This window comes from Streptomyces sp. UC4497 (genome assembly GCF_054871485.1).
On the sequence record NZ_JBTYHB010000043.1, the window covers coordinates 36,624 to 58,300 of the forward strand.

15 protein-coding genes are annotated in these 21,677 nt (G+C 70.4%); 5 read left to right on the top strand and 10 right to left on the bottom strand.

The features are described from left to right. Nucleotide 1 precedes the first annotated feature (1 nt). Nucleotides 2–2,605, bottom strand: coding sequence for a bifunctional FO biosynthesis protein CofGH (locus ACYSUO_RS36755; protein ID WP_461780546.1), 2,604 nt, complete (start codon nucleotides 2,603–2,605; stop codon nucleotides 2–4). A gap of 107 nt (nucleotides 2,606–2,712) precedes the next feature. On the opposite strand from ACYSUO_RS36755, the gene ACYSUO_RS36760 reads away from it, so the two are divergent. The 3 genes from ACYSUO_RS36760 to ACYSUO_RS36770 all read left to right on the top strand — a co-directional run bounded on the left by ACYSUO_RS36760 (nucleotide 2,713) and on the right by ACYSUO_RS36770 (nucleotide 5,147). After that, a complete protein-coding gene (locus tag ACYSUO_RS36760) occupies nucleotides 2,713–3,039 on the top strand; it encodes a hypothetical protein (RefSeq protein WP_461780547.1) in 327 nt (108 codons plus the stop codon). A 97-nt stretch (nucleotides 3,040–3,136) separates the two neighbouring features. After that, complete coding sequence (locus ACYSUO_RS36765) at nucleotides 3,137–4,666, top strand: CehA/McbA family metallohydrolase (RefSeq protein WP_461780548.1); 1,530 nt, start codon at nucleotides 3,137–3,139, stop codon at nucleotides 4,664–4,666. Between the two features lie 58 nt (nucleotides 4,667–4,724). Continuing rightward, nucleotides 4,725–5,147 carry a hypothetical protein gene (locus ACYSUO_RS36770; protein ID WP_461780549.1) on the top strand — a complete coding sequence of 141 codons (423 nt, stop codon included), beginning with the start codon at nucleotides 4,725–4,727 and terminating at the stop codon, nucleotides 5,145–5,147. Between the two features lie 4 nt (nucleotides 5,148–5,151). On the opposite strand, the gene ACYSUO_RS36775 is transcribed toward ACYSUO_RS36770, so the two are convergent. From ACYSUO_RS36775 to ACYSUO_RS36810, 8 genes are all read right to left on the bottom strand, one after another. Next, entirely contained in the window at nucleotides 5,152–6,711 is a 1,560-nt protein-coding gene (locus tag ACYSUO_RS36775) for an APC family permease (protein ID WP_461780550.1), read from the bottom strand. Between the two features lie 229 nt (nucleotides 6,712–6,940). Beyond that, nucleotides 6,941–8,518: a serine/threonine-protein kinase gene (locus ACYSUO_RS36780; protein ID WP_461780551.1), complete on the bottom strand. Its 1,578-nt coding sequence runs from the start codon at nucleotides 8,516–8,518 to the stop codon at nucleotides 6,941–6,943. Between the two features lie 144 nt (nucleotides 8,519–8,662). Further along, a complete protein-coding gene (locus ACYSUO_RS36785; RefSeq protein ID WP_461780552.1) occupies nucleotides 8,663–10,126 on the bottom strand; it encodes an aldehyde dehydrogenase family protein in 1,464 nt (487 codons plus the stop codon). Then, nucleotides 10,123–11,862 (bottom strand): N-acyl-D-amino-acid deacylase family protein, encoded by a 1,740-nt coding sequence (locus tag ACYSUO_RS36790; protein WP_461780553.1) that lies wholly within the window; start codon nucleotides 11,860–11,862, stop codon nucleotides 10,123–10,125. Before ACYSUO_RS36790 ends, ACYSUO_RS36785 begins: the two co-directional genes overlap by 4 nt. Before the next feature lie 195 nt (nucleotides 11,863–12,057). Then, complete coding sequence (locus tag ACYSUO_RS36795) at nucleotides 12,058–13,176, bottom strand: LLM class flavin-dependent oxidoreductase (protein WP_461780554.1); 1,119 nt, start codon at nucleotides 13,174–13,176, stop codon at nucleotides 12,058–12,060. 119 nt (nucleotides 13,177–13,295) lie between these two features. Further along, on the bottom strand, nucleotides 13,296–14,084 hold the full coding sequence (locus ACYSUO_RS36800; RefSeq protein WP_461780555.1) for an SDR family NAD(P)-dependent oxidoreductase: 789 nt from the start codon (nucleotides 14,082–14,084) through the stop codon (nucleotides 13,296–13,298). Nucleotides 14,085–14,122: 38 nt separating this feature from the next. Further along, the gene (locus tag ACYSUO_RS36805) at nucleotides 14,123–15,058 is read right to left on the bottom strand and encodes an LLM class F420-dependent oxidoreductase (RefSeq protein ID WP_461780556.1); all 936 of its coding nucleotides are present in this window, start codon (nucleotides 15,056–15,058) and stop codon (nucleotides 14,123–14,125) included. 579 nt (nucleotides 15,059–15,637) lie between these two features. Beyond that, nucleotides 15,638–16,906, bottom strand: coding sequence for an amidohydrolase family protein (locus ACYSUO_RS36810; protein WP_461780557.1), 1,269 nt, complete (start codon nucleotides 16,904–16,906; stop codon nucleotides 15,638–15,640). Nucleotides 16,907–17,131: 225 nt separating this feature from the next. Between ACYSUO_RS36810 and ACYSUO_RS36815 the strand changes: the two genes are divergently transcribed. Together ACYSUO_RS36815 and ACYSUO_RS36820 are read left to right on the top strand one after the other, a co-directional pair. Then, a complete protein-coding gene (locus ACYSUO_RS36815; RefSeq protein ID WP_461780558.1) occupies nucleotides 17,132–20,119 on the top strand; it encodes an AfsR/SARP family transcriptional regulator in 2,988 nt (995 codons plus the stop codon). Between the two features lie 218 nt (nucleotides 20,120–20,337). Then, complete coding sequence (locus tag ACYSUO_RS36820; protein WP_461780559.1) at nucleotides 20,338–20,514, top strand: hypothetical protein; 177 nt, start codon at nucleotides 20,338–20,340, stop codon at nucleotides 20,512–20,514. 160 nt (nucleotides 20,515–20,674) lie between these two features. Here ACYSUO_RS36820 and hemB read toward each other — a convergent pair whose 3' ends face one another. Then, nucleotides 20,675–21,667: a porphobilinogen synthase gene (gene hemB, locus ACYSUO_RS36825; RefSeq protein ID WP_461780560.1), complete on the bottom strand. Its 993-nt coding sequence runs from the start codon at nucleotides 21,665–21,667 to the stop codon at nucleotides 20,675–20,677. Nucleotides 21,668–21,677: the final 10 nt, after the last annotated feature.

Sequence of the window (21,677 nt, forward strand, 5' to 3'; positions counted from 1 at the left end):
CCTACGGCTCCAACACCGGCAGCAGCTCCGGCAGGTGGCCGTCCGAGGACTGGGCCGCGGTCACCCGCTCCTCCGGGACCTCCCCGTAAAGCGTCGTGCGCGGCTTCGACGGGCGGCCCGCCGCGTCCGCGACCGCGATCAGGTCCTTGACCGACTTGTACGAGCCGTAGGAGGAGCCGGCCATCCGGGAGATGGTCTCCTCCATGAGTGTGCCGCCGAGGTCGTTCGCGCCCGAGCGCAGCATCTCGGCCGCGCCCTCCGTCCCGAGCTTCACCCAGCTGGTCTGGATGTTGGGGATGTGCGGGTGGAGGAGGACGCGCGCCATCGCCGTGACCGCCCGGTTGTCGCGGGTCGTCGGGCCGGGGCGCGCGATGCCCGCCAGGTAGACCGGCGCGTTGGTGTGGATGAAGGGGAGCGTCACGAACTCCGTGAAGCCGCCCGTCTCCTGCTGGATCCCCGCCAGTGTCCTCAAATGCCCCAGCCAGTGCCGCGGCTGGTCCACGTGCCCGTACATCATCGTCGAGGACGAGCGGATGCCCAGCTCGTGGGCGGTCTTGATGACCTCGATCCACGTCGCCGTCGGCAGCTTGCCCTTCGTGAGGATCCAGCGGACCTCGTCGTCGAGGATCTCGGCCGCTGTACCGGGGATGGAGTCGAGGCCCGCCTCCTTGGCCGCCGTGAGCCACTCGCGGATGGACATGCCGGTGCGCGAGGCCCCGTTGACGACCTCCATCGGCGAGAAGGCGTGGACGTGCATGCCGGGCACGCGCTCCTTGACCGCCTTCGCGATGTCGAAGTACGCCGTGCCGGGCAGGTCCGGGTGGATGCCGCCCTGCATGCAGACCTCAACAGCCCCTACGTCCCAGGCCTGTTGGGCCCGGTCCGCGACCTGGTCGAGGGAGAGCGTGTACGCGTCGGCGTCCGTGCGGCGCTGAGCGAAGGCGCAGAAGCGGCAGCCGGTGTAGCAGACGTTAGTGAAGTTGATGTTCCGCGTGACGATGTACGTGACGTCGTCGCCGACCACCGACTTGCGGATGTCGTCCGCGATGCCGCAGAGGGCGTCGAGGGCCGGGCCGTCCGCGTGCAGCAGGGCGAGCGCCTCGTCGTCCGTGAGCCTCGTCGGATCGTCGGCCGCGACCTTGAGCGCCTGCCGCACGTCGCCGTCGATGCGGGACGGCTCCATGCCGGGGGCCGCCTGCTCGCGCAGCGCCTCCCAGTCGCCGTACACGACGTCGAAGTCGTCGCGGCGGTCGGACGTACGGCCCTCGGTGTCGATGGTGCGGTGCAGGTCAGTGCGGCCCGACGACGCCACGTACCCCTCGTCGGGCTCCTGCCAGGGGCGGCCGATGACGGGCGCGTCCGCCACCGCAAGGCCGTCGGCGTCGGCCAGGGCGTTGACGTGCGGAAGCAGGCGCGGGTCCAGCCACGGCTCGCCGCGCGTCACGAACTCCGGGTAGACGCACAGCCGTTCACGCAGCTCGAAGCCGACCTCCGCGGACTGCGCCGCCAGCTCCTCCAGCTTCGGCCACGGCTTCTCGGGGTTCACATGGTCGATGGTCACCGGGGAAACGCCGCCCCAGTCGTCGATCCCGGCCGCGATGAGGCGCGCGTACTCGCCGTCGACGAGGTTCGGCGGGGCCTGGATGTTGCCCGCCGGGCCCATGATGTGGCGGGCGACGGCGACCGTCGCGACGAGGTCGTCGAGTTCGGCGTCCGGCATGCCGCGCATCGCCGTGTCCGGCTTGGCGCGGAAGTTCTGGATGATCAGCTCTTGGATGCCGTGGTACGAGCGGGCGACGCGGCGCAGCGCGAACAGCGAGTCGGCGCGCTCCTCGTACGTCTCCCCGATCCCGATCAACAGCCCGCTGGTGAAGGGCACCGACGAGCGGCCCGCGTCCTCCAACACCCGCAGCCGGACGGCCGGTTCCTTGTCCGGCGAGCCGTAGTGCGGCATGCCGGGCTCGGACCAGAGCCGCTCGGCGGTCGTCTCCAGCATCATGCCCATGGAGGGAGCCACCGGCTTGAGCCGCTGGAAGTCCGTCCACGACAGCACACCCGGGTTGAGGTGCGGCAGCAGCCCGGTCTCCTCCAGGATCCGGATCGATATGGCGCGCACGTACGCGATGGTGTCGTCGTACCCGTGCGCGTCGAGCCACTCGCGGGCCTCGGGCCACCGGTCCTCCGGCTTGTCGCCGAGGGTGATGAGGGCTTCCTTGCAGCCCAGTTCGGCACCCTTGCGCGCGATGTCGAGGACCTCGTCGGGCGACATGAACATTCCGTGTCCCTCGCGGCGCAGCTTGCCGGGGACGGTCACGAACGTGCAGTAGTGGCACTTGTCACGGCACAGCCGGGTGAGCGGGATGAACACGCTCTTGCTGTACGTGATGACACCCGGCCGGCCCGCCGCCTCCAGGCCCGCGTCGCGCACGCGGGCGGCGGACGTGGTGAGGTCGGCCAGGTCGTCGCCGCGCGCCTGCAACAGCACGGCGGCCTCCGTGACATCGAGCGCCACACCGTCTCTGGCCCGTTTCAGCGCGCGGCGCATCGCGTTGGCGGTGGGACGTTCTGCCTCGGGGGGCTGCGGTACGGCGTCCTGATCACTCATGAACCGAGCATACGAGCGCCATCCGGACATCACGAGGGCGCCCGGCCCTGCCCTTTCCCGACGCCCGCGTCCTCCCCTACGCCCCCGGCATGCCCTACGCTCCCGGCATGCTTCTGCGCGCACGACCCATGACCGTACTGGTGCTGCTGGGCGGACTGCTGCTCGGCGGCGTTCCGGCGACAGCATCCGCGTCCGCTCCTACAACCGCGACGACTTCGACAGCTGCTGCCGCGAACAGTCCACTGACGAAGTCCGCCTCCAAAACGAGCACACAGGCCACCAGCAAGACAGTCAGCAAATCGATCGGCAAGAAGAGCAAGAAGAAAAAGAAGAAGAGCAAGTCGTTCGGGGTGCTCGGCCTGCTCCTGCTCGTGCTGGTCGTCATCGTCGTGCTGCTCGTCCTCGTCCGGTTCCTCCGCGGCCGGAAGTCGTAGCCGTACGCAATCTGCCGCTCCCCTTCCCTTCCAGGGGAGTTCACGGCTCAATGCCAGGGTCACCCATGTCACATCCGACACCCTGGGGAGCCGCACCATGTGCACCGACGAGACGCCCGGCGACGAACACGGCATCGGCAGACGCGCGCTGCTCGTGACGGGGGCGGCGGGGGCGCTTACCCTCACCGGCATGAGCTTCGCCAGTGCGGCCGATGCGGCCGAGGGCTCGCAGTCCACCAAGACGCTCAAGGGCACCCTGCCGCCGGGCGCGCCCGACTACGTGTACCTCCCGGTCGAGGTGCCCTCAGGGGTACGCGAGATCAAGGTCTCCTACACGTACGAGAAGGCCACCGGGCTCCCGGCCGGCACCCAGAACAACGCCCTCGACATCGGCGTCTTCGACGAGCGCGGCACGGAGCTCGGCGGCAAGGGCTTCCGCGGCTGGTCCGGCGGCGCCCGCACCGAGTTCTTCGTCCGCGCCGACGACGCGACGCCCGGCTACATCCCGGGCCCGGTCCGTCCCGGCACCTGGAACATCGCGCTCGGCCCGTACACGGTGGCGCCGGAGGGTCTGCCGTACGAGGTCACGGTGACGCTGACGCACGGTGCGTCCGGCAAGACACCCCGCCCGACGTACCCGCCGGAGCGCGCCCGCGGCCGGGGCCGCGCCTGGTACCGCGGCGACTGCCACATCCACACCTGGTACTCGGACGGCCGCCGCACGCCGCAGGAGATCGGCGAACTGGCCCGCGCGGCAGGCCTGGACTTCATCAACACGTCCGACCACAACACGCACTCCTCCCACGCCCATTGGTCGGATGTGGCGGGCGACGACCTCCTCGTACTGATCGGCGAGGAGATCACCACCCGCAACGGCCACGTGGTCGCCCTCGGCACCGACCCCGGCACGTTCATCGACTGGCGCTACCGGGCCCGCGACAACCGCTGGGCGAAGTACGCGCAGCAGGTCCGCCGCGCGGGCGGCCTGGTCGTCCCCGCCCACCCGCACGCGACGTGCATCGGCTGCGGCTGGAAGTTCGGCTTCGGCGAGGCGGACGCGGTGGAGGTGTGGAACGGCCCGTACACGCCGGACGACGAGGTGTCCCTGGCGGACTGGGACAACACCCTTGTCTCCTACGCCCGTTCAAAGGGCCGCACGGGCTGGATCCCCGCGATGGGCAACAGCGACGCCCACCGCGACCCGGACCGCGTCGGCGGCCCCCAGACCGTGGTCCTGGCGGACGACCTGACCCGCGAGGCGATCCAGGCGGGCATCAAGGCGGGCCACTCGTACGTGGCGGAGTCCTCGTCGGTCGAACTCACCTTCACGGCAACCGGCGGCAAGGGCGAGGTGGCAGGCATCGGCGAACGCCTGCCCGTCGCCCCCGACACCCCGGTCACCATCACCCTGAAGGCCAAGGCCCCCACCGACTGCACCCTCCACCTCGTCACGGACCAGGGCACCCTGTTCACATCAGCACCCGGCGCCCCGTCGGCAACCTGGACGACAACCGCGTCCTACGCGTCATACGCCCGAGCAGAAATCCGCCACACCCCCACAACCCAGGGCCTCCCGGGCCCCCTGGCGGCCTTCACGAACCCGATCTTCCTGGGAGCGAACGCCTAACCTGGCGGCCGACACCCCCGGAACGAGCCGGAACGCGCCAGCACGCAAAGGACGAGGCATGACGACGCAGGGCCCCGCCGGTGACACCACCACCGGTTACGTACGCTTCCAGTCGCCGCACCGGAACCGGCGGGGCCACTTCACCGGCCTGTTCGGCCTCGTCAACAACCTGGCCCGGGACGGCCGGCTGACCGCCGAGCAGGAGTCCTTCCGCCGCGCCAACAACGACTGGTACGACGCCGCGTACCCGGATCCCTCCACCGTCGACCCCACGGTCTACGACCAGGAGGTCAACCCGGGCGCGGCGGCCTGGTTCAAGCCGTCGGCCACGCATCTGCTCGACCGGGTCCCCGGCTACCTGGAGATCCTGGCCGCGCACGGCGTCGACTGCCACCTGGTGCGCTCGGCCGATCCGGGCCGGGTGCTCTACGAGGACGACGTGCAGATCGTCGTGGTGCCGCACACCCGCGATGCGTCCTAAGGCCCTACGGCTCCTCCACCACCAGCACCGGCGTCTGACGGTTCAGGACCTCGCCGCGGAAGAACGCCGGGCTGCGGCGGCCCATCAGCAGCATGATGACCACGCCGACGAGCAGCAGGCCGACGCCGATCACGAAGACCGAGCCGACGCCGAGGACCGAGGAGCCGCTGCCGTACGCGGGGTTCCACATGTCGATGAGGGTCTTGATGAAGACCGCCGACAGGAGGACGCCGCCGAGCAGGGGGAAGAGGCCCTTGAAGGTGAAGTCGCGGGCCGAGCGGCGCAGTTCCGCCTTGAAGTACCAGGCGCAGGCGAAGGCCGTCAGGGCGTAGTAGAAGCAGATCATGAGGCCGAGCGCGTAGATCGTGTCGACGAGGACGTGCTCGGAGACCAGCGTCATGACCGTGTAGAAGACGGCCGTGGCGACGCCCGCCGTGATCGTCGCGCGGCCCGGCGTGCGGAACTTCGGGTGCACGCGCGCGTACGACGCCGGCAGCGCCTCGTACGTCGACATGGCGAGGACCGTGCGGGCGACCGGGATGAACGTCGTCTGGAGGCTCGCCGCGGCCGAGGCGAGGACGGCGAGGAACAGGAGGATGCCGAGCGTCGGGCCCATCACCGGGCCCGCGAGCGCCGCGAAGACGTTGTCGGACGTTTCCGGGTTGGCGAGGCCGAGGCCCTTGTCGCCCGAGCCGACGATCATCTGCGCCGCCACACCCGTCGCCAGGTACGAGCCGACCAGGACGACCATCGCGATGAGCGCGGCGCGCCCCGGCGTCTTGTCGCTGCCGATCGTCTCCTCGTTGGCGGTGAGGCAGGTGTCCCAGCCCCAGTACATGAAGATCGAGAGGGACAGGCCCGCCGTGAACGCGCCGAAGGACTGCACCGAGAACGGGTTCAGCCACGACCAGGAGAAGTCCACCGAGGTCCCCGCGAAGTCCGCGGACCCCGCCTTGGCCACCGCCATCACCACGAAGAGGGCGAGCACCACCAGCTGGAGTCCGACCAGCGTGTACTGCACGCCCTTCGTCGCGGTCATGCCGCGATAGCTGATCGCCGTCGCCGCCGCGATCAGGGCCAGGCACGTGAGGATGTGGACGGCCTTGTTGTCGTCGAGCGCCGCGATCGAGGCGTTGTTCGTGATCTCGCCCGCGAGCAGCCAGAAGTACGAGGTCGCGACCCCGGCGAGATTCGACAGGACGATGATCGTCGCGATCACCAGGCCCCAGCCGCACATCCACCCCACACGCGGCCCGAACGCCTTCACGGTCCAGGTGAAGGACGTGCCGCAGTCCGGCATGACCTTGTTGAGCTCCCGGTACGCGAAGGCCACGAGCAGCATCGGCAGGAATCCCGCGAGGAACACCGCGGGCATCTGGAGGCCGACCTCGCCGGCCGTGGAGCCGAGCGTGGAGGTCAGGCAGTAGACCGGCGCGACCGTGGAGACGCCGATGACGGCGCTGCCGAGCAGCCCGACGGAGTTCCCGCCGAGGCCCTTGCCCCCGCCGCCCCCGGTGGTGTCTGCGGCCCGCCCCGTCGAGGGCCCTGCGTCCAACTGAGTCATGAACAGGACGTTAAGTCCTGCGGTTTCCACATCTAGTTGGATCTGGTGGGGATTGTCACAGCCGCGGCGGCTGGTTATCCATGGGCAATTCGGGCGTGCAGCCCATCGTTCCCAGGGGCACGACTCAGCCTACCGGCAGATTGCAAGGCGTCGCGCCCGGCGTTCGATATTCGGTAATCGAAGCCGGGTCCGATTTCGCCCGATTCAAAATTTTCCCGTGCCGATTGCGTCACGCGCGTCCGGCCGGGCGGCCCCCGCCACGGAAACGGCCGACGGCGGTGGGCACCGCGTAGATCAGGGCGAGCGTCAGGAGCGCGAGGATCGCCATCAGCGCGGGCGTCCCGGGCGAGATGCAGAGGGCGAGCACGACCGCGGCCCCCAGGCCGACCCAGTACGCCAAGTACTCGCGGTCGTTGCCACCCCGCCGGTACAAAAGGACCGCCCTGGAGATCAGCACGACGACGGCGGCGCCGTCGATCAGCGCCGACACGTTGGGGAACTTCACCAGCGCGGCGAGCCCCGCGGGCACCAGCCACAGGAGACCGAGCAACGGACGCCCCGGCAGCCCGGGACCCCCGTCGTGCCGCGCGGCGGCGCCTCGCGGGGGCGGCCCCGACACCGGCCGCACCCCGTGGACCGCGGGCTGCCGCTGCCCGTACGAAGAGGACCAGGCATCGACCGTCGACTGCTGAGCGCTGCCGTGGAACCCGGCGTGGCCCCCGTGGGGCGCACCACCCGGCGGGGTCGAGTACGGCGTCGAGGGCGGAGCCGGGAACGGTGCCGGGGGCGGCGTCGAAGGCGGCGGCGGGGTCGCGGGGCCGTCTCCCGGCCCCCGCGTGGCCGCGTCGTGGAAGTCCCCGCCGCTCGGCCCGAACACGCCGCCCGCGTCCGGCTGCGTGGACCCGGGACCGGCCCCGGCCCCGTGCATCACCGTGTCGGCCCGCGCCTCCAGGTTCAGGAGCTGCCCCGACGTACGGGCGATCAGCGAGACGACCTGCGCGGGCAGCCACGTGTCGCTCGTGGCGTCGCGGGTGCGTGCCTGGGCGACGAGCTGCCCCGCGTCCGGCCGCCGCTCCGGCTCCGGGTCGAGGCAGTGCCGGATGAGGTCGCGCAGCTCCTCGACCACGCCCGGGAGCTGCGGGTCAAGGCTGCCCCGGTGCGGCTGGACGCCGGTGGCGGCGAAGGCGAGCGTGAGCCCGTAGCTGTAGACATCGGTCGCGGCGGTCACCTTCTCGCCGTACGCCTGCTCAGGCGACATGTACGCCGGGGTGCCGATCCGCGCCCCCGTCGAGGTGAGCCCCGCCGTGGTGAGACCCGCATCGAGCGCGGCGTGCACGATCCCGAAGTCGATGAGGCGCGGCCCGTCGGCCGACAGCAGCACGTTGGACGGCTTGAGGTCGCGGTGCACGAGCCGGTCGCGGTGCACATGCTCCAGGGTCTGCGCGAGATCGGCCGCGAGCCGCCACAACGATTCGGCGGGCAGCGGCCCGAACCGGTCCACCGACTCCTGGAGGGAGGGCCCCGACACGTACTCCGACGCGTACCAGGGGTGCCGCTCCTCCAGGCCGGTGTCGACGACCGGCACCGTCCCCGGCGCCCCGACCCGCCGCACGACGTCCGCCTCGCGCCGGAAGCGCTCACGGAAGCCCGGCTGCGCCGCCATGTCGGCGTGGATGAACTTCAGCGCGACGGAGCGGCCTCCCGCGTTGCGGGCCAGGTAGACCCGCCCCATGCCGCCCTCACCGATCCGCCCGAGCACCCGGTACGCACCGACCGTGCGCGGATCCTGCGCCTCCAGCGCCTGCATGGAACCCCCGGTTCCGCCGTAGTGACCATCCACAATTGCGCATCTTCACATGCACAGTTGTAGACACGCAGCAGAGCGGCCCGAGGGTTCCGTGGGGCTGGTGGTGCTGTCGTGGCCGACGGTGATCTCCCGGCCGAGCGCGCGCTATCCCGGCCAGACGATCGACTGCCACTCGCTGTACGCGTGCAGGGCGTACGAGCCGACGTCCCGGCCCACCCCGCTCTTCTTGAAGCCGCCGAACGGCGCCTCCATGTTCCGGCCGATGGTGTTCACGCCGACCCCGCCGGCCCGCAGCCGCCGCGCGACCCGGAAGGCGCGCGCGACATCGCCCGACCACACGTAGTCGATGAGGCCGTAGTCGGAGTCGTTCGCGAGCGCGATCGCCTCGTCCTCGTCGCCGTCGAAGGGGACCACGGCGACGACGGGCCCGAAGATCTCCTCGCGCACCACCCGCATGTCGTTGGTGCAGTCGGCGAGCAGGGTGGGGGCGACGTAGAACCCCTGGTCGAGACCGGCCGGACGCTCGCCACCGGCGACGACCGTCGCGCCCTCCTTCCGCCCCAACTCGACGTAGGACTCGACCCGTTCCCGATGTGCCGCCGAGATGACGGGCCCGACGACGGTCCCCTTCTCGCGCGGGTCGCCGACCTTCATGTAGCCGATGTACGCGGTGAGCCTGGCGACGAACTCGTCGTACACGGACCGGTGCACGATCGCCCGCGTCGGGGCCGTGCAGATCTGCCCGCTGTAGAAGGCGTACGTCGTCCCGATCCCGGCGACGGCCGAGTCCAGGTCGGCGTCGTCGAGGACGACCGCCGCGCCCTTGCCGCCCAGCTCCATCAACTGCCGCTTCATGGAACGGCCGCAGACCTCGCCGATGCGCTGACCGACGGCGGTGGAGCCGGTGAAGGACACCATGTCGACGTCCGGGGAGTCGACGGCGGCCTCTCCGACGCCGACCTCGGTCCCGCTGACGACGTTCACGACACCCGCCGGGACGCCCGCCTCCTCCAGGGCCGCCGCCATCCGGAACACGGACAGCGGATCCTGCGGCGCGGGCTTCACGACGACCGTGTTGCCCATGGCGAGCGCGGGAGCCACCTTGCCCGCCGGGTTGGCCCACGGGTTGTTGTAGGAGGTGATGCAGGTGACGACGCCGACCGGCTGGCGCACGGCGAGCGCGCCCGTCACGCCCGCCTTCCCCATCGGCCCGGCCTCGTTGATCTGCGGCGTCATCGCCTCCTCGACCGGTTCCAGGGCCCCTTTCGCGTACCGCCGGAACCGCGAGACGCCCACGGCGACCTGCATGCCGCGCGCGGTCCCGGTCGTCGCCCCGCTCTCCGCCTGCGCCAGCTCGGCGTTGGCGGCGAAGTCCCGCTGCATGAGGTCGGCGGCCCGGCCGAGGATCGCGGCCCGCTCCTCCGGCTTCGTACGCGACCAGGGCTCGAAGGCGTCGCGGGCCGCGCGCGCCGCGTCGTACACCTGCAGCCGCGAGGCCTCGGGGGCATGCCCGACGACGGACTCGCGCGCCGGATCGACGACGTCGTAGTGCCCGCCCGCGGGCTCGACCCACTCGCCCCCGATGAACAGCCTCTGCGCTTCGGTCACTTGGTACTCACCGTCCGGGTGTCGGCACCCGACCGCAGCACCTTCCCGGGCACGGCACCACTCACGACATCCCCACGCATGGCCTCAACACCATTGACCCACACGGCAGTTACTCCAATGGCCTTGGAGTCGAGCCGCGGACTGTCGCCGGGCAGATCGTGCACGAGAGTCGCCTTCCCGGCATCGATGGTCTCGGGATCGAACAGCACCAGGTCGGCGTGCCACCCCTCCTGGATCCGCCCCCGCTCCCGCAACCCGAACAGCTGCGCCGGATCATCGGTGAGCATCTTGACGGCCTCCTCCAACCCCAGCAGCTTCCGCCCCCGCAGACAGTCCCCGATGAACCGGGTCGTGTACGGCGCCCCGCACATCCGGTCCAGGTGCGCGCCCGCGTCGGACCCGCCGAGCATGACGTCCTCGTGGTTCCAGGTCTCGGCCCGCAGCGCCCAGGAGTCGGGGTCGTTGTCGGTCGGCATCGGCCACAGCACGGTCCGCAGCCCGTCATTGGCGCAGATCTCGACGAGACACTCGAAGGGCTCCTGCCCCCGCTCGGCGGCGATGTCGTTGACGACCCGCCCGGTCAGGCCCTCGTTGGCCTCCGAGTACGTGTCCCCGATGACGTAACGCCCAAAGTTCGCGAGCCGCCGGAAGACACCGGCCTCCTTGCTGTCCGCGCGCCGCAGCATCTCGCCACGCACGTCGGGATCCCGCAGCTTGGCGATACGTTCATCGACGGGCAGCGCGAGAATCTCCCCCCACCCGGGTATCAGATTGAGCGCGCAGAACGTCCCGAGGGACATGTTCATCGGCGTCAGGATCGGCATGGTCAGCGCGACGATCCGCCCACCCGACTTCCGGGCCCGCTCGCTCGCCTCCAGTTGCCGCGGCACGCGCTCGGGCACGGCGGCGTCGATGGTGAGGACGTTCCAGTTGAGCGGCCGCCCGGCGGCCGCGGTCATGTCGACGAACAACTCGATCTCGTCGTCACTGAACTGGTCGAGACACCCGGCCACGATGGCCTCGATCTGCGTCCCCTCGTGCTCACCGACCGCCTTGCTGAGCGCGATCATCTCGGCGGGCTTCGCGTGCCGGGAGGCGACGGGCTCGCCGTCCCCGTCGGAGTGCGAGGACGACTGGGTGGTGGAGAGCCCCCAGGCCCCGGCGTCCATGGCGTCCTTCAACAGCGCGACCATCCGGTCGAGTTGCTCAGGAGTCGGCTGCCCACCGACGGCATCGGCCCCCATCACATACCGCCGCAGGGCGCAGTGCCCCACCATGAACCCGGCATTGACGGCGATCCGCCCGTCGAGCGCCCCCAGATAATCCCCGAACGAATTCCACGTCCACGGCGCCCCCTCCTCCAGGGCGACCAGCGACATCCCCTCCACGCGGGACATCATCCGCCGGGTGTAGTCGGCGTCCCCGGGCTGCTCGGGATTCAACGGGGCAAGCGTGAAACCACAGTTGCCGCCGGCGACCGTCGTCACGCCATGGTTCAACGAGGGCGTGGCATACGGATCCCAGAACAACTGGGCGTCGTAATGCGTGTGCGGATCGACGAACCCGGGCGCGAGCACGAGCCCCGAGGCGTCCTCGGCACTCCGCGCCTCCTCGGCGACCTTTCCGGACTCGGCAACAACGGCGATCCGCCCGTCCCGAATCCCGACATCAGCAACAAACCCGGGCGCCCCGGTCCCGTCGACAACGGTGGCGCCCTTGATGAGGTGGTCGAGCATACGACGACGTCTCCCTTCGGATGGCGGTCATTTCGTTAGGAGGGCGGAGCGTTCCGCACAATCAATCCCGGCAAATCCAGCCCCGCCGGCGATTGAGGCGCGGGGTCCGGGGCAGAGCCCCGCGACGTCAACCACGGCAAGGCCGAGGGCCCCGACCTCCGTCCGGGAGGGGAAGCCGGGGCCGGTCCGAGAGGCCTACGCGGCCGACCTGAACCTGGTCGTCCGGTGCACCGGATCCGTATCGATCTTCGGAATCACGTGCTCCCCGATCAGCTTGATCGAATTGAGCGTGTCCTCATGCGACACCCCGATCGGCAACCCGAACGACAACTGGTCCGCCCCCGCCTGCTCCCACCTCTTGCACTGCTGCAACACCTCGTCCGGGTCACCGCAGATCATCAGCTCCTCGGCGATGAGCAGCTCGATGATCTCCTCGGAGTAGTCCGGAAGCAGCTCAGGCCACTCCGGTATCCCCTCCGGCCGAGGAAACGTGTCGTGGTACCGGAACAGCAGCGACTGCAGGTAGTTGAGCCCGCCGCCCACGGCGATCTGCACCGCCTTCTCGTGCGTCTCGGCACAGATCGCCGTGGACGTCACCATGACGTTGTCGTTGACGAAGTCACCGATGGGGTCCGGGTCCTGGATGGCGGTCTTGTACTGCTCGAGCACCCACTCCATGTCGGAGACCTTCTGCACGCTGAAACCCAGCACGCCGAGCCCCTTCTTGGCCGCCATGGCGTACGACGGCGGGGACCCGGCGGCGTACCACATGGCGGGGTGCGACTTCCCGTACGGCTTGGGCAGGATCTTGCGGGGCGGCAGCTCCCAGTGCTTGCCCTTGAACCCGACGTACTCGTCCTGGAGCCACATCTTCGGGAACTCGCGGATGGTCTCTTCCCAGATCTCCTTGGTGTAGTTCATGTCGGTGACCCCCGGCATGAACCCAAGAATCTCGTGGGAGCCGGCGCCGCGCCCGCTGCCGAACTCGAAGCGCCCCTCGCTGAGGTGGTCGAGCATGGCGACCTTCTCGGCGACCTTCACCGGGTGGTTGACCGGCGCCAGCGGATTGAAGATGCCGGAGCCCAGGTGAATGCGCTCGGTCGCATGAGCCAGGTACCCGAGAAACACATCGTTCGCGGAAAGGTGCGAGTACTCCTCCAGGAAGTGGTGCTCGGACGCCCAGGCGTACTTGAAGCCGGACTTGTCCGCCTGGATGACGTACTCGGTCTCGTTCATGAGCGCGCGGTGCTCGGCCGTCGGGTCGGTCAGCGCCTTCTTGCCCAAGTATCCCTGTACAAAGAGCCCGAATTCCAAGGAGGTTCACCGTCCTCGTCAGTTTCTGACGCATCGTCAGATTGGTTGGATCGACTGTTCCACCGGACCCGCCCACCGTCAATACCTGACGCATCGTCAGCTACCGACGGGCTGGGGGCTCACAGCACACTGACACCCGCCAACCACCCGCCGTCCACGACGAACGGCTGCCCGGTGATGTACGCCGAGTCCTCCTCGGCGGTGAGGAAGAGCGCGAGCCGCGCGACCTCCTCCGGCTTCCCGACCCGGCCGAGCGGCACGAGCTTGCGGTACAGGTCGTCGAGCGCCTGGGCCGCCTCCTCGGTGTTGGCCTCGGGGTCGAGCTGGGACGGATTGCTCATGGCGGTGTCGATGGCGCCGGGGCAGACGGCGTTGACGCGGATCCTCTGCGCGGCCAGCTCCAGCGCGGCGACCCGTGTGAGCCCCACGATGGCGTGCTTGGTGGCGGTGTACGCGCCGACGTACGCCATGCCCGTCACGCCCGTGTACGAGGAGGTGTTGACGATGGACCCGCCGCCCGCCGCGCCGATCTCGGGCGCGACGGTCTTGATCCCGAGAAAGGCCCCCACCTGATTGACCTGAATGATCTGCTGAAACTCATCGAGCGGCGTCGAGACCAGCTCGTTGAACCGCAGGATCCCCGCGTTGTTGACGAGCCCGTCGATCTTTCCGAAGGCGGCCTTCGCCGAGCCGACGGCGGCGACCCAGTCCTCCTCCTTGCTCACGTCCAGGTGCACGTAGACGGCATTGCCGTTGCCGAGGTCCTTGGCGACGGCCTCGCCCTGATCGTCGAGGACGTCGGCGACGACGATCTTCGCCCCTTCCGAGGCGAAGAGCCGTGCCTCCTGCTCCCCCTGTCCGCGCGCCGCACCGGTGATGAGGACCACGCGTCCGTCGAGCTTGCCCATGCGTCAAACCCCTTACGTTGTCGGTCAGTTGACGTAGTTCAGGTGACGTCGTTCAGGTGCGGAGCGGTATCGGCGGCGAAGGCCGCCATCTGGTCGGTGAGTTCCTCGCGCGTCCGGCTGCGGAAGCGGATCTGGATCTGCCGCACGCCCATCGCGGCGTAGGCGCGCAGCGACTCGGCGATCGCCTCGCCCGAGCCGGTCAGGGTGCGCCGCCCGACGTCCCACGTCGGCTCGCCCATGTACAGCGGCTCGGTGATCGCGCCCACGGTGATCGGCGCCTCGATCCCGGCATCGGCGCGCAGCCGCCGCAGCTTCTCGATCTGCTGCGGGAGCCGGTCCCTCGGGTCGCCCTGCGGCAGCCACCCGTCGCCCTTGAGCGCGGCGCGGCGCACGGCGGGGGCGGAGGAGCCGCCGACCCAGATCGGCACGTGCCGCTGGGCGGGCCTGGGCCGCTGCCCGAGCCCCTCGAACTTCCACAACTCCCCCTCGTGCACGGGGAATTCCTCCGGCCCCAGAGCAGCCCTCAACGCGTCCACACTCTCGTCGAGCACAGCCCCACGCCGGGCGAAGTCGACACCGAGCGCCTCGAACTCCTCCTGTACGTGCCCGGCCCCGACGCCCAGGACGAGCCGCCCGCCGCTGAGGTGGTCGAGGGTCGCGTACTGCTTGGCCGAGACGAGCGGATGCCGCAGGCCGACGACGGCGACGTGGCTGAGCAGCCGCACGCGCTCGGTGACGCCGGCCAGGAAGGCGAGCGTGGCGACGGGGTCGTACCAGGTCGTCGACATGGCGTCGGCGAGCCGGCGCGGGATGGCGACGTGGTCGCAGCTCGCGATGTAGTCGAACCCGCTCCGGTCGGCGACGCGGGCGACCTCGGCGAGATCCTCCGCCCCCGCGCCGGCCTCCCAGGGTTCGGCGTAAATGGCGCTCTGGGACTGAATCGGGAGCTGCATCCCGTAGGCAAGCGAAGCCATGAGAACCCCTGCCACTAGGTTTCCTGACGGTCCGTCATATTTTCGGACGCCACACATCCTCACGCCTGACGCCCCGTCAGACAAGACCCCGACACCACCCGCCCACAGTCCCCCACGCCACGGGGCTCCGCCCCGGCCCCCGCTGCTCAATCGCCGCAGGGGCTCAATAGACCAACCCCCGCCAGCACCTGAGCCGCAGGCAAATCAAGCCCCTCCGGCGATTGAGGCGCGGGGTCCGGGCAGAGCCCCGATCTTTTCCAGCCCACCAGCGATCGAGACACAGACCCCGAAGCAGAGCCCCAAATCAACCCCTGCCGGCGATCGAGACGCAGACCCCGGAACAGAGCCCCAAATCAAGCCCCGCCGGCGATTGAGGCGCGGGGTCCTGGCAGAGCCCCGATCTTTTCCAGCCCACCGACGATCGAGACGCAGACCCCGGAACAGAGCCCCAAATCAAGCCCCGCCGGCGATTGAGGCGCGGGGCCCGGGGCGGAGCCCCGCGACCGCAACCCCGCCTCCGGGCACCGACCACCCGGCCCCGGCCCCCGGCCCCCGCCACCCCACACCCGCCCCGCCCGATCAGGGCCTCCAGCACCCATCCCGCCCCAGACCGAGCAGGTCAATCGCATTGCCCCGCACCAGCCGGTCCACCACATCCGGCGCCAGATGCCCCATCTGCGCCTCACCGACCTCCTTCGACTTGGGCCACGTCGAGTCCGAGTGCGGGTAGTCCGTCTCGTACAGCACGTTCCCGACCCCGATGGAATCGAGGTTCTTCAGCCCGAACGCGTCGTCGAAGAAGCAGCCGAAGACGTGGTCGGCGAAGTACTCCGACGGCGGCTTGCGCACCTTGTCGGCGACGCCGCCCCAGCCCCGGTTCTCCTCCCAGACCACATCCGCCCGCTCGAGGATGTACGGGATCCACCCGATCTGCCCCTCGGCGTACATGATCTTCAACTCCGGGAACCGCTCGAACTTGCCGCTCATCAGCCAGTCCACCATCGAGAAACAGCAGTTGGCGAAGGTGATCGTCGACCCCACGGCCGGCGGCGCGTCCGGCGACGTCGACGGCATCTTGCTGCTGGACCCGATGTGCATGGCGATGACGGTCCCGGTCTCGGCGCACGCCGCGAGGAACGGATCCCACTCGTCCGTGTGGATGGACGGCAGCCCGAGATGCGGCGGAATCTCCGAGAACGCCACCGCCCGCACCCCACGCGCCGCATTGCGCCGCACCTCCGCCGCCGCCAACTCGGCGTCCCACAGCGGCACAAGGGTCAGCGGTATGAGCCGCCCCTGCGCCTCGGGCCCGCACCACTCCTCCACCATCCAGTCGTTGTACGCCCGGACGCCGAGCAGCCCGAGCTCCCGGTCCTTGGCCTCGGTGAACGTCTGCCCGCAAAAGCGCGGGAACGTGGGGAAGCACAGCGCGGACTGGACGTGGTTGACGTCCATGTCGGCGAGCCGCTCCGGCACGCTGAACGACCCGGGCCGCATCTGCTCGTACGTGATGACTTCCAGCTTGATCTCGTCCCGGTCGTACCCGACGGCGGTGTCGAGCCTGGTCAGCGGCCGGTGCAGGTCCTCGTACACCCACCAGTCGCCGATCGGCCCCTCGTCGCCGGGCTCGCCCATGACCGGCGCGAACTTCCCGCCCAGGAAGGTCATTTCCTTCAGAGGGGCGCGGACGATACGGGGCCCGGTGTCGCGGAACTTCTTCGGCAGCCGGTCGGACCAGACGTTCGGCGGCTCCACCGTGTGGTCGTCGACGGAGATGATGCGCGGGAAGTCGGCTGATTCCAGGGGGTTTTGAGCGTTTCGAGTGCTTTCTGTCTCCGTGGTCTCCATGCGCTCACGGTAGCGCTGATCTGACGACCCGTCAGCTAGTGGGGACGCAGTGCTTGCCGACAGCCCACGCGTGAGGTCTCTGTGATGGGTGCCCTCCATGGCTGACGTTTCCGCCAGGAACAAGGCAAACTGACGAGAGTTGTCTTTGATGTGCGCGCGACACGGCGCGCCGGTTGGACGGCGCGGCAGAATGATGTGCGGACGTGGCAGCAGGGAGCAGTGAAGATGGCCGGTGGACCGCGGGTACCGGAGCAGCGGCGTGCCGCCCCGCCCGAGGACCCCTCGGACGCGGCCCCGGCCGCCGGCGCCGACCTGCGCTTCAGCGTGCTCGGTCCAGTGCGGGCCTGGCGCGGCGGAGACTCCCTGGCCACCGGCTCCCCGCAGCAGCGCGCGCTCCTCGCCGCCCTCCTGCTGCGCCAGGGGCGCACGGCGACGGCGGCCGAACTCATCGACTCCGTATGGGGTGATGAGCCCCCGTCGCAGGCGCTGGCCGCGATCCGCACGTACGCCTCGCGGCTGCGCAAGATCCTCGGCCCCGGCGTCCTGGAGACCGAGGCGGGCGGCTACGCGCTGCGGATGGCGCGGCCCGACGCCCTCGACCTGGCGGCGGCCGAGGATCTTGCGGCGCAGGCCGACCGGGCGCGGCAGTCCGCGGACCTGTGCCGGGCGCGGACGCTGATGAACGAGGCACTCGACCTCTGGGACGGCGAGCCGCTGGCCCACGTACCGGGTCCGCACGCGGAGACGGAGCGCGCCCGCCTCGACGAATGGCGCCTCCAACTCCTCGAAACACGCCTGGACATGGACCTGGAGCAGGGCTGCCACGCGGAGGCGATCTCGGCCCTCACCGCCCTCACGGCAGACCACCCCCTGCGCGAGCGCCTGCGCGAACTGCTGATGCTCGCGCTCTACCGCTCGGGCCGCCAGGCGGAGGCCCTCGCCGTCTACACGGACACCCGCCGCCTCCTCGCCGACGAGCTGGGGGTGGATCCGCGCCCCGGCCTCTCGGAGCTCCAGCAGCGCATCCTCCAGGCGGACCCGTCCCTTTCGGAGCCCTCGGCGCAGCCGCCGGAGCCCGCCCAGACACCGCAGCGCCCGGCCCAACTTCCGGCCACAGTGCCGGACTTCACAGGCCGAGCCTCCTTCGTGACGGAACTCAGCGAGACGCTCGCCGCCGCGTCATCCGAATCGGGCACCGGCTCCGTCATGGCGGTCTCCGCGGTGGCGGGCATCGGCGGCGTCGGCAAGACCACCCTCGCCGTGCACGTGGCACACGCGGCGCGGGCCGCGTTCCCCGACGGCCAGCTCTACGTGGACCTCCAGGGCACGAGCCCGCGCTGCGCCGAACCCGAGACGGTCCTCGGCTCCTTCCTCCGCGCGCTCGGCGTCCCGGAGTCGGCAGTCCCGGAGTCCCTGGAGGAGCGCTCGGCCCTGTTCCGCTCGACCCTCGACGGCCGCCGGACCCTGGTCCTCCTCGACAACGCGCGGGACGCGGCGCAGGTCAGACCGCTGCTGCCCGGCACGGCGGGCTGCGCGGCGCTGATCACAGGCCGCGTCCGGATGGTCGACCTGGTCGGCGCGCACCTGGTGGACCTGGACGTCATGTCCCCCGACGAGGCGCTGCTCCTCTTCACCCGCATCGTCGGCGAGGAACGCGTGACGTCGGAGCGCAAGGCGGCCCTGGACGTCGTCGCGGCCTGCGGCTTCCTCCCCCTGGCGATCCGCATCGCGGCCTCCCGCCTCGCGGCCCGCCGCACGTGGACGGTCTCGGTCCTCGCCGCGAAGCTCGCGGACGAGCGCCGCCGCCTCGACGAACTCCAGGCCGGCGACCTCGCGGTCAAGGCCACCTTCGAACTCGGCTACGGGCAACTGGAGTCGGCCCAGTCCCGCGCCTTCCGCCTCCTCGGCCTCGCCGACGGCCCCGACATCTCCCTCGCGGCGGCGTCCGCGGTCCTCGACCTCGACATCGAGTCGACGGAGGACGTCCTGGAGTCCCTGGTCGACACCTCCCTCCTGGAATCCGCCGCCCCCGGCCGCTACCGCTACCACGACCTCGTACGCCTCTACGCGCGTGCGTGCGCGGAACGGGACGAGACGAGCACGGACCGGGACGCGGCACTCTCCCGCCTGCTGGACTTCTACCTGGCGACGGCGGCAGGGGTGTACTCGATCGAGCGCCCCGGGGACCGGCTGGTGGACCACCTGGCGCCGACCGTCCACGCGGGGCTCTCCTTCGACGACCGGCAGACGGGCCGGGACTGGCTCTACAACGAGGCGGTTCCGCTCCTCGCCTGCGCCCGGCAGGCGACCGGGAAGAGCACCCTGCGCCGAGGCATCGACCTCTTGTGGGCGGCGGTCGATCTGGCCGAGTCGGGGGCCAACGCGAAGGAGTACGAGGCGACGGCCGCCCTGCTGCACGAGGCCTCCCGGGAGATGGCCGACGTCCGCGGCGAGGGCAGGGCCTGCGTGGTGCTGAGCAACGCACGGCTGTTCTCCGGCGCCTTCGACCGTTCCGAACAGGAGGCGCACCAGGCGCTCGCCCTCGCCGAGACCCACGACGATCCGCTGGCCCGCTGCTGGGCGGCGAACATCCTGGGGAACATCGCCTTCTACCAAAGCCGCCACAACGACGCCGAGGTCTACTTCAACCGGGCCATAGAGGAGTTCACGGCGTGCGGGGACCTGGCCGGCTCGGCCAGCCCCCTGTGCAATCTGTCCCGGATCCATCTGGCCACCGGCCGCGCGGACTCCGCGGTCACCCTCGCCCGGCAGGGCACGGAGATCTACGAGCGCCTCGGCCACTCCCTCCGGGTCGCGAACGGCCGCTACGCACTCGGGCTCGCGCTCGGCAGCACGGGCCAACACGCGGACGCCACCGAGCAGTTGGAGCAGGCGCTCGCCATCTTCCGGGACAGCCGCCAGCGGCTCTGGGAGGGCATGTCACTGTGCCGGCTGGCCGAGGTGGACCTGAACGCCCGCCGGCCGACGCGCGCCGCGAGCAACGCCGAATCGGCGCTGACGATGCTGCGCGGCATCGGCGGAGCGTGGCGCCGGGGCAACGTACTCACCGTCCTCGGCAAGGCCCTCAGGGACCTCGGCCAATCGGGCCGCGCCGAGGTCTGCTGGCGCGAGGCCCTCGACATCTACGAGGAACTGGGCTCGCCGGAGGCCGTTGACGTACGGTCACTGCTGGCGCCGGCCACGGCGCCGTAGCGAGCCTTCGGAACGGCCCCTCGGGACGTTCATCGTTCGTTTATCGCGAGGGTGCAGTCTCAATGTTGCCGGGCCGTCGCGTCGGGGGGCAGACGGACCGCCGGACGGGCCGCTTCACCTGAAGTCCGGGTGAGCGCCCGCGGTCCAACCGGCCGCCCACGGGGGAGCGGCCGGTTGGGCTCGTCCCAGTCCAGCACGCCCACAGGGGAGGCATCACCATGAGCACAGAACAGGACCCGGTCGTCGAACCGACCAACACCCACGTCACAGGTGGTGAGGACGGCGAGGACATCCAGCCGCTGAACACCCACGTGACCAGCAAGCCGGCCGCCCTCGCGACGGACGACGGCGAGCTCAAGCCGGACAACACCCACGTGACGTCCGAGCCCAACTAGACCACCATCCCGACGGGGATCGGCCGCGGCGGACCGGAGGGGGAACCGCCGCGGCCGAGGTGTGCGTTCCAGCTCCGCTGGCAAATCCAGCCCCGCCGGCGTTTGAGGCGCGGGGCCCGGGGCAGAGCCCCGCGACCGCAACCACCTCGCGCCGAAACCCTCAGTCGAGCTTGCGCGCCACTTCCGTCGCCCAGTACGTAAGAATCGCACTCGCACCGGCCCGCTTGATCCCCAGCAGCGACTCCATGATCGACTTGTCCCGCTCGATCCACCCCCGCTGCGCCGCCGCCTCGATCATCGCGTACTCACCACTGATCTGGTACGCGGCCACCGGCACGTCCGACGCCTCCGCGACCTTCGCCAGGATGTCGAGGTACGGCCCCGCCGGCTTCACCATCACCATGTCGGCGCCCTCTTCGAGGTCGAGCGCCAACTCCCGCAGGGACTCCCGGACGTTGGCCGAGTCCTGCTGGTACGTCTTGCGGTCACCCTTGAGCGAGGAGCCGACGGCCTCACGGAAGGGGCCGTAGAAGGCGGAGGAGTACTTCACCGAGTAGGCGAGCACGGCGACGTCCTCACGACCGATCTGGTCCAACGCGTCGCGGATGACGCCGATCTGACCGTCCATCATGCCGCTCGGGCCGACGATGTGCGCGCCCGCGTCCGCCTGGACCTGCGCCATCTCCGCGTACCGCTCCAGCGTCGCGTCGTTGTCGATCCGCCCCTGCTCGTCGAGGACGCCACAGTGGCCGTGGTCCGTGAACTCGTCCAGGCACAGGTCGGACATGACGAGCAGGTCGTCGCCGACCTCGGAGCGGACGTCGCGCAGCGCGAGCTGGAGGATGCCGTCGGGGTCGGTGCCGACCGTGCCCCGCGCGTCCTTCTTCTCGTCCAGCGGCACGCCGAACAGCATGATCCCGGAGACGCCCGCCTCGACGGCCTCGGCCGCGGCCTTCTTCAGGGAGTCACGGGTGTGCTGGTACACGCCCGGCATGGAGCCGATCTCCACCGGGGCGTCGATCCCCTCGCGCACGAACGCGGGGAGGATCAGGTCGGACGGATGCAGCCGCGTCTCGGCGACCATGCGCCGCATGGTGGGAGTCGTCCGCAGCCGCCGCGGCCGCGAACCGGGGAAAGAACCGTACCGGGTCACTGAACCTGTC

What these genes read in the sequence shown, in the direction of transcription:
- ACYSUO_RS36775 (WP_461780550.1), bottom strand. Translation starts at nt 6,711, where the DNA reads ATGACTCAGTTGGACGCAGGGCCCTCGACGGGGCGGGCCGCAGACACC.
- ACYSUO_RS36760 (WP_461780547.1), top strand. Translation starts at nt 2,713, where the DNA reads ATGCTTCTGCGCGCACGACCCATGACCGTACTGGTGCTGCTGGGCGGA.
- ACYSUO_RS36810 (WP_461780557.1), bottom strand. Translation starts at nt 16,906, where the DNA reads ATGGAGACCACGGAGACAGAAAGCACTCGAAACGCTCAAAACCCCCTG.
- ACYSUO_RS36780 (WP_461780551.1), bottom strand. Translation starts at nt 8,518, where the DNA reads ATGCAGGCGCTGGAGGCGCAGGATCCGCGCACGGTCGGTGCGTACCGG.
- ACYSUO_RS36805 (WP_461780556.1), bottom strand. Translation starts at nt 15,058, where the DNA reads ATGGCTTCGCTTGCCTACGGGATGCAGCTCCCGATTCAGTCCCAGAGC.
- ACYSUO_RS36790 (WP_461780553.1), bottom strand. Translation starts at nt 11,862, where the DNA reads ATGCTCGACCACCTCATCAAGGGCGCCACCGTTGTCGACGGGACCGGG.
- ACYSUO_RS36815 (WP_461780558.1), top strand. Translation starts at nt 17,132, where the DNA reads ATGGCCGGTGGACCGCGGGTACCGGAGCAGCGGCGTGCCGCCCCGCCC.
- ACYSUO_RS36800 (WP_461780555.1), bottom strand. Translation starts at nt 14,084, where the DNA reads ATGGGCAAGCTCGACGGACGCGTGGTCCTCATCACCGGTGCGGCGCGC.
- ACYSUO_RS36765 (WP_461780548.1), top strand. Translation starts at nt 3,137, where the DNA reads ATGTGCACCGACGAGACGCCCGGCGACGAACACGGCATCGGCAGACGC.
- ACYSUO_RS36770 (WP_461780549.1), top strand. Translation starts at nt 4,725, where the DNA reads ATGACGACGCAGGGCCCCGCCGGTGACACCACCACCGGTTACGTACGC.
- ACYSUO_RS36755 (WP_461780546.1), bottom strand. Translation starts at nt 2,605, where the DNA reads ATGAGTGATCAGGACGCCGTACCGCAGCCCCCCGAGGCAGAACGTCCC.
- ACYSUO_RS36820 (WP_461780559.1), top strand. Translation starts at nt 20,338, where the DNA reads ATGAGCACAGAACAGGACCCGGTCGTCGAACCGACCAACACCCACGTC.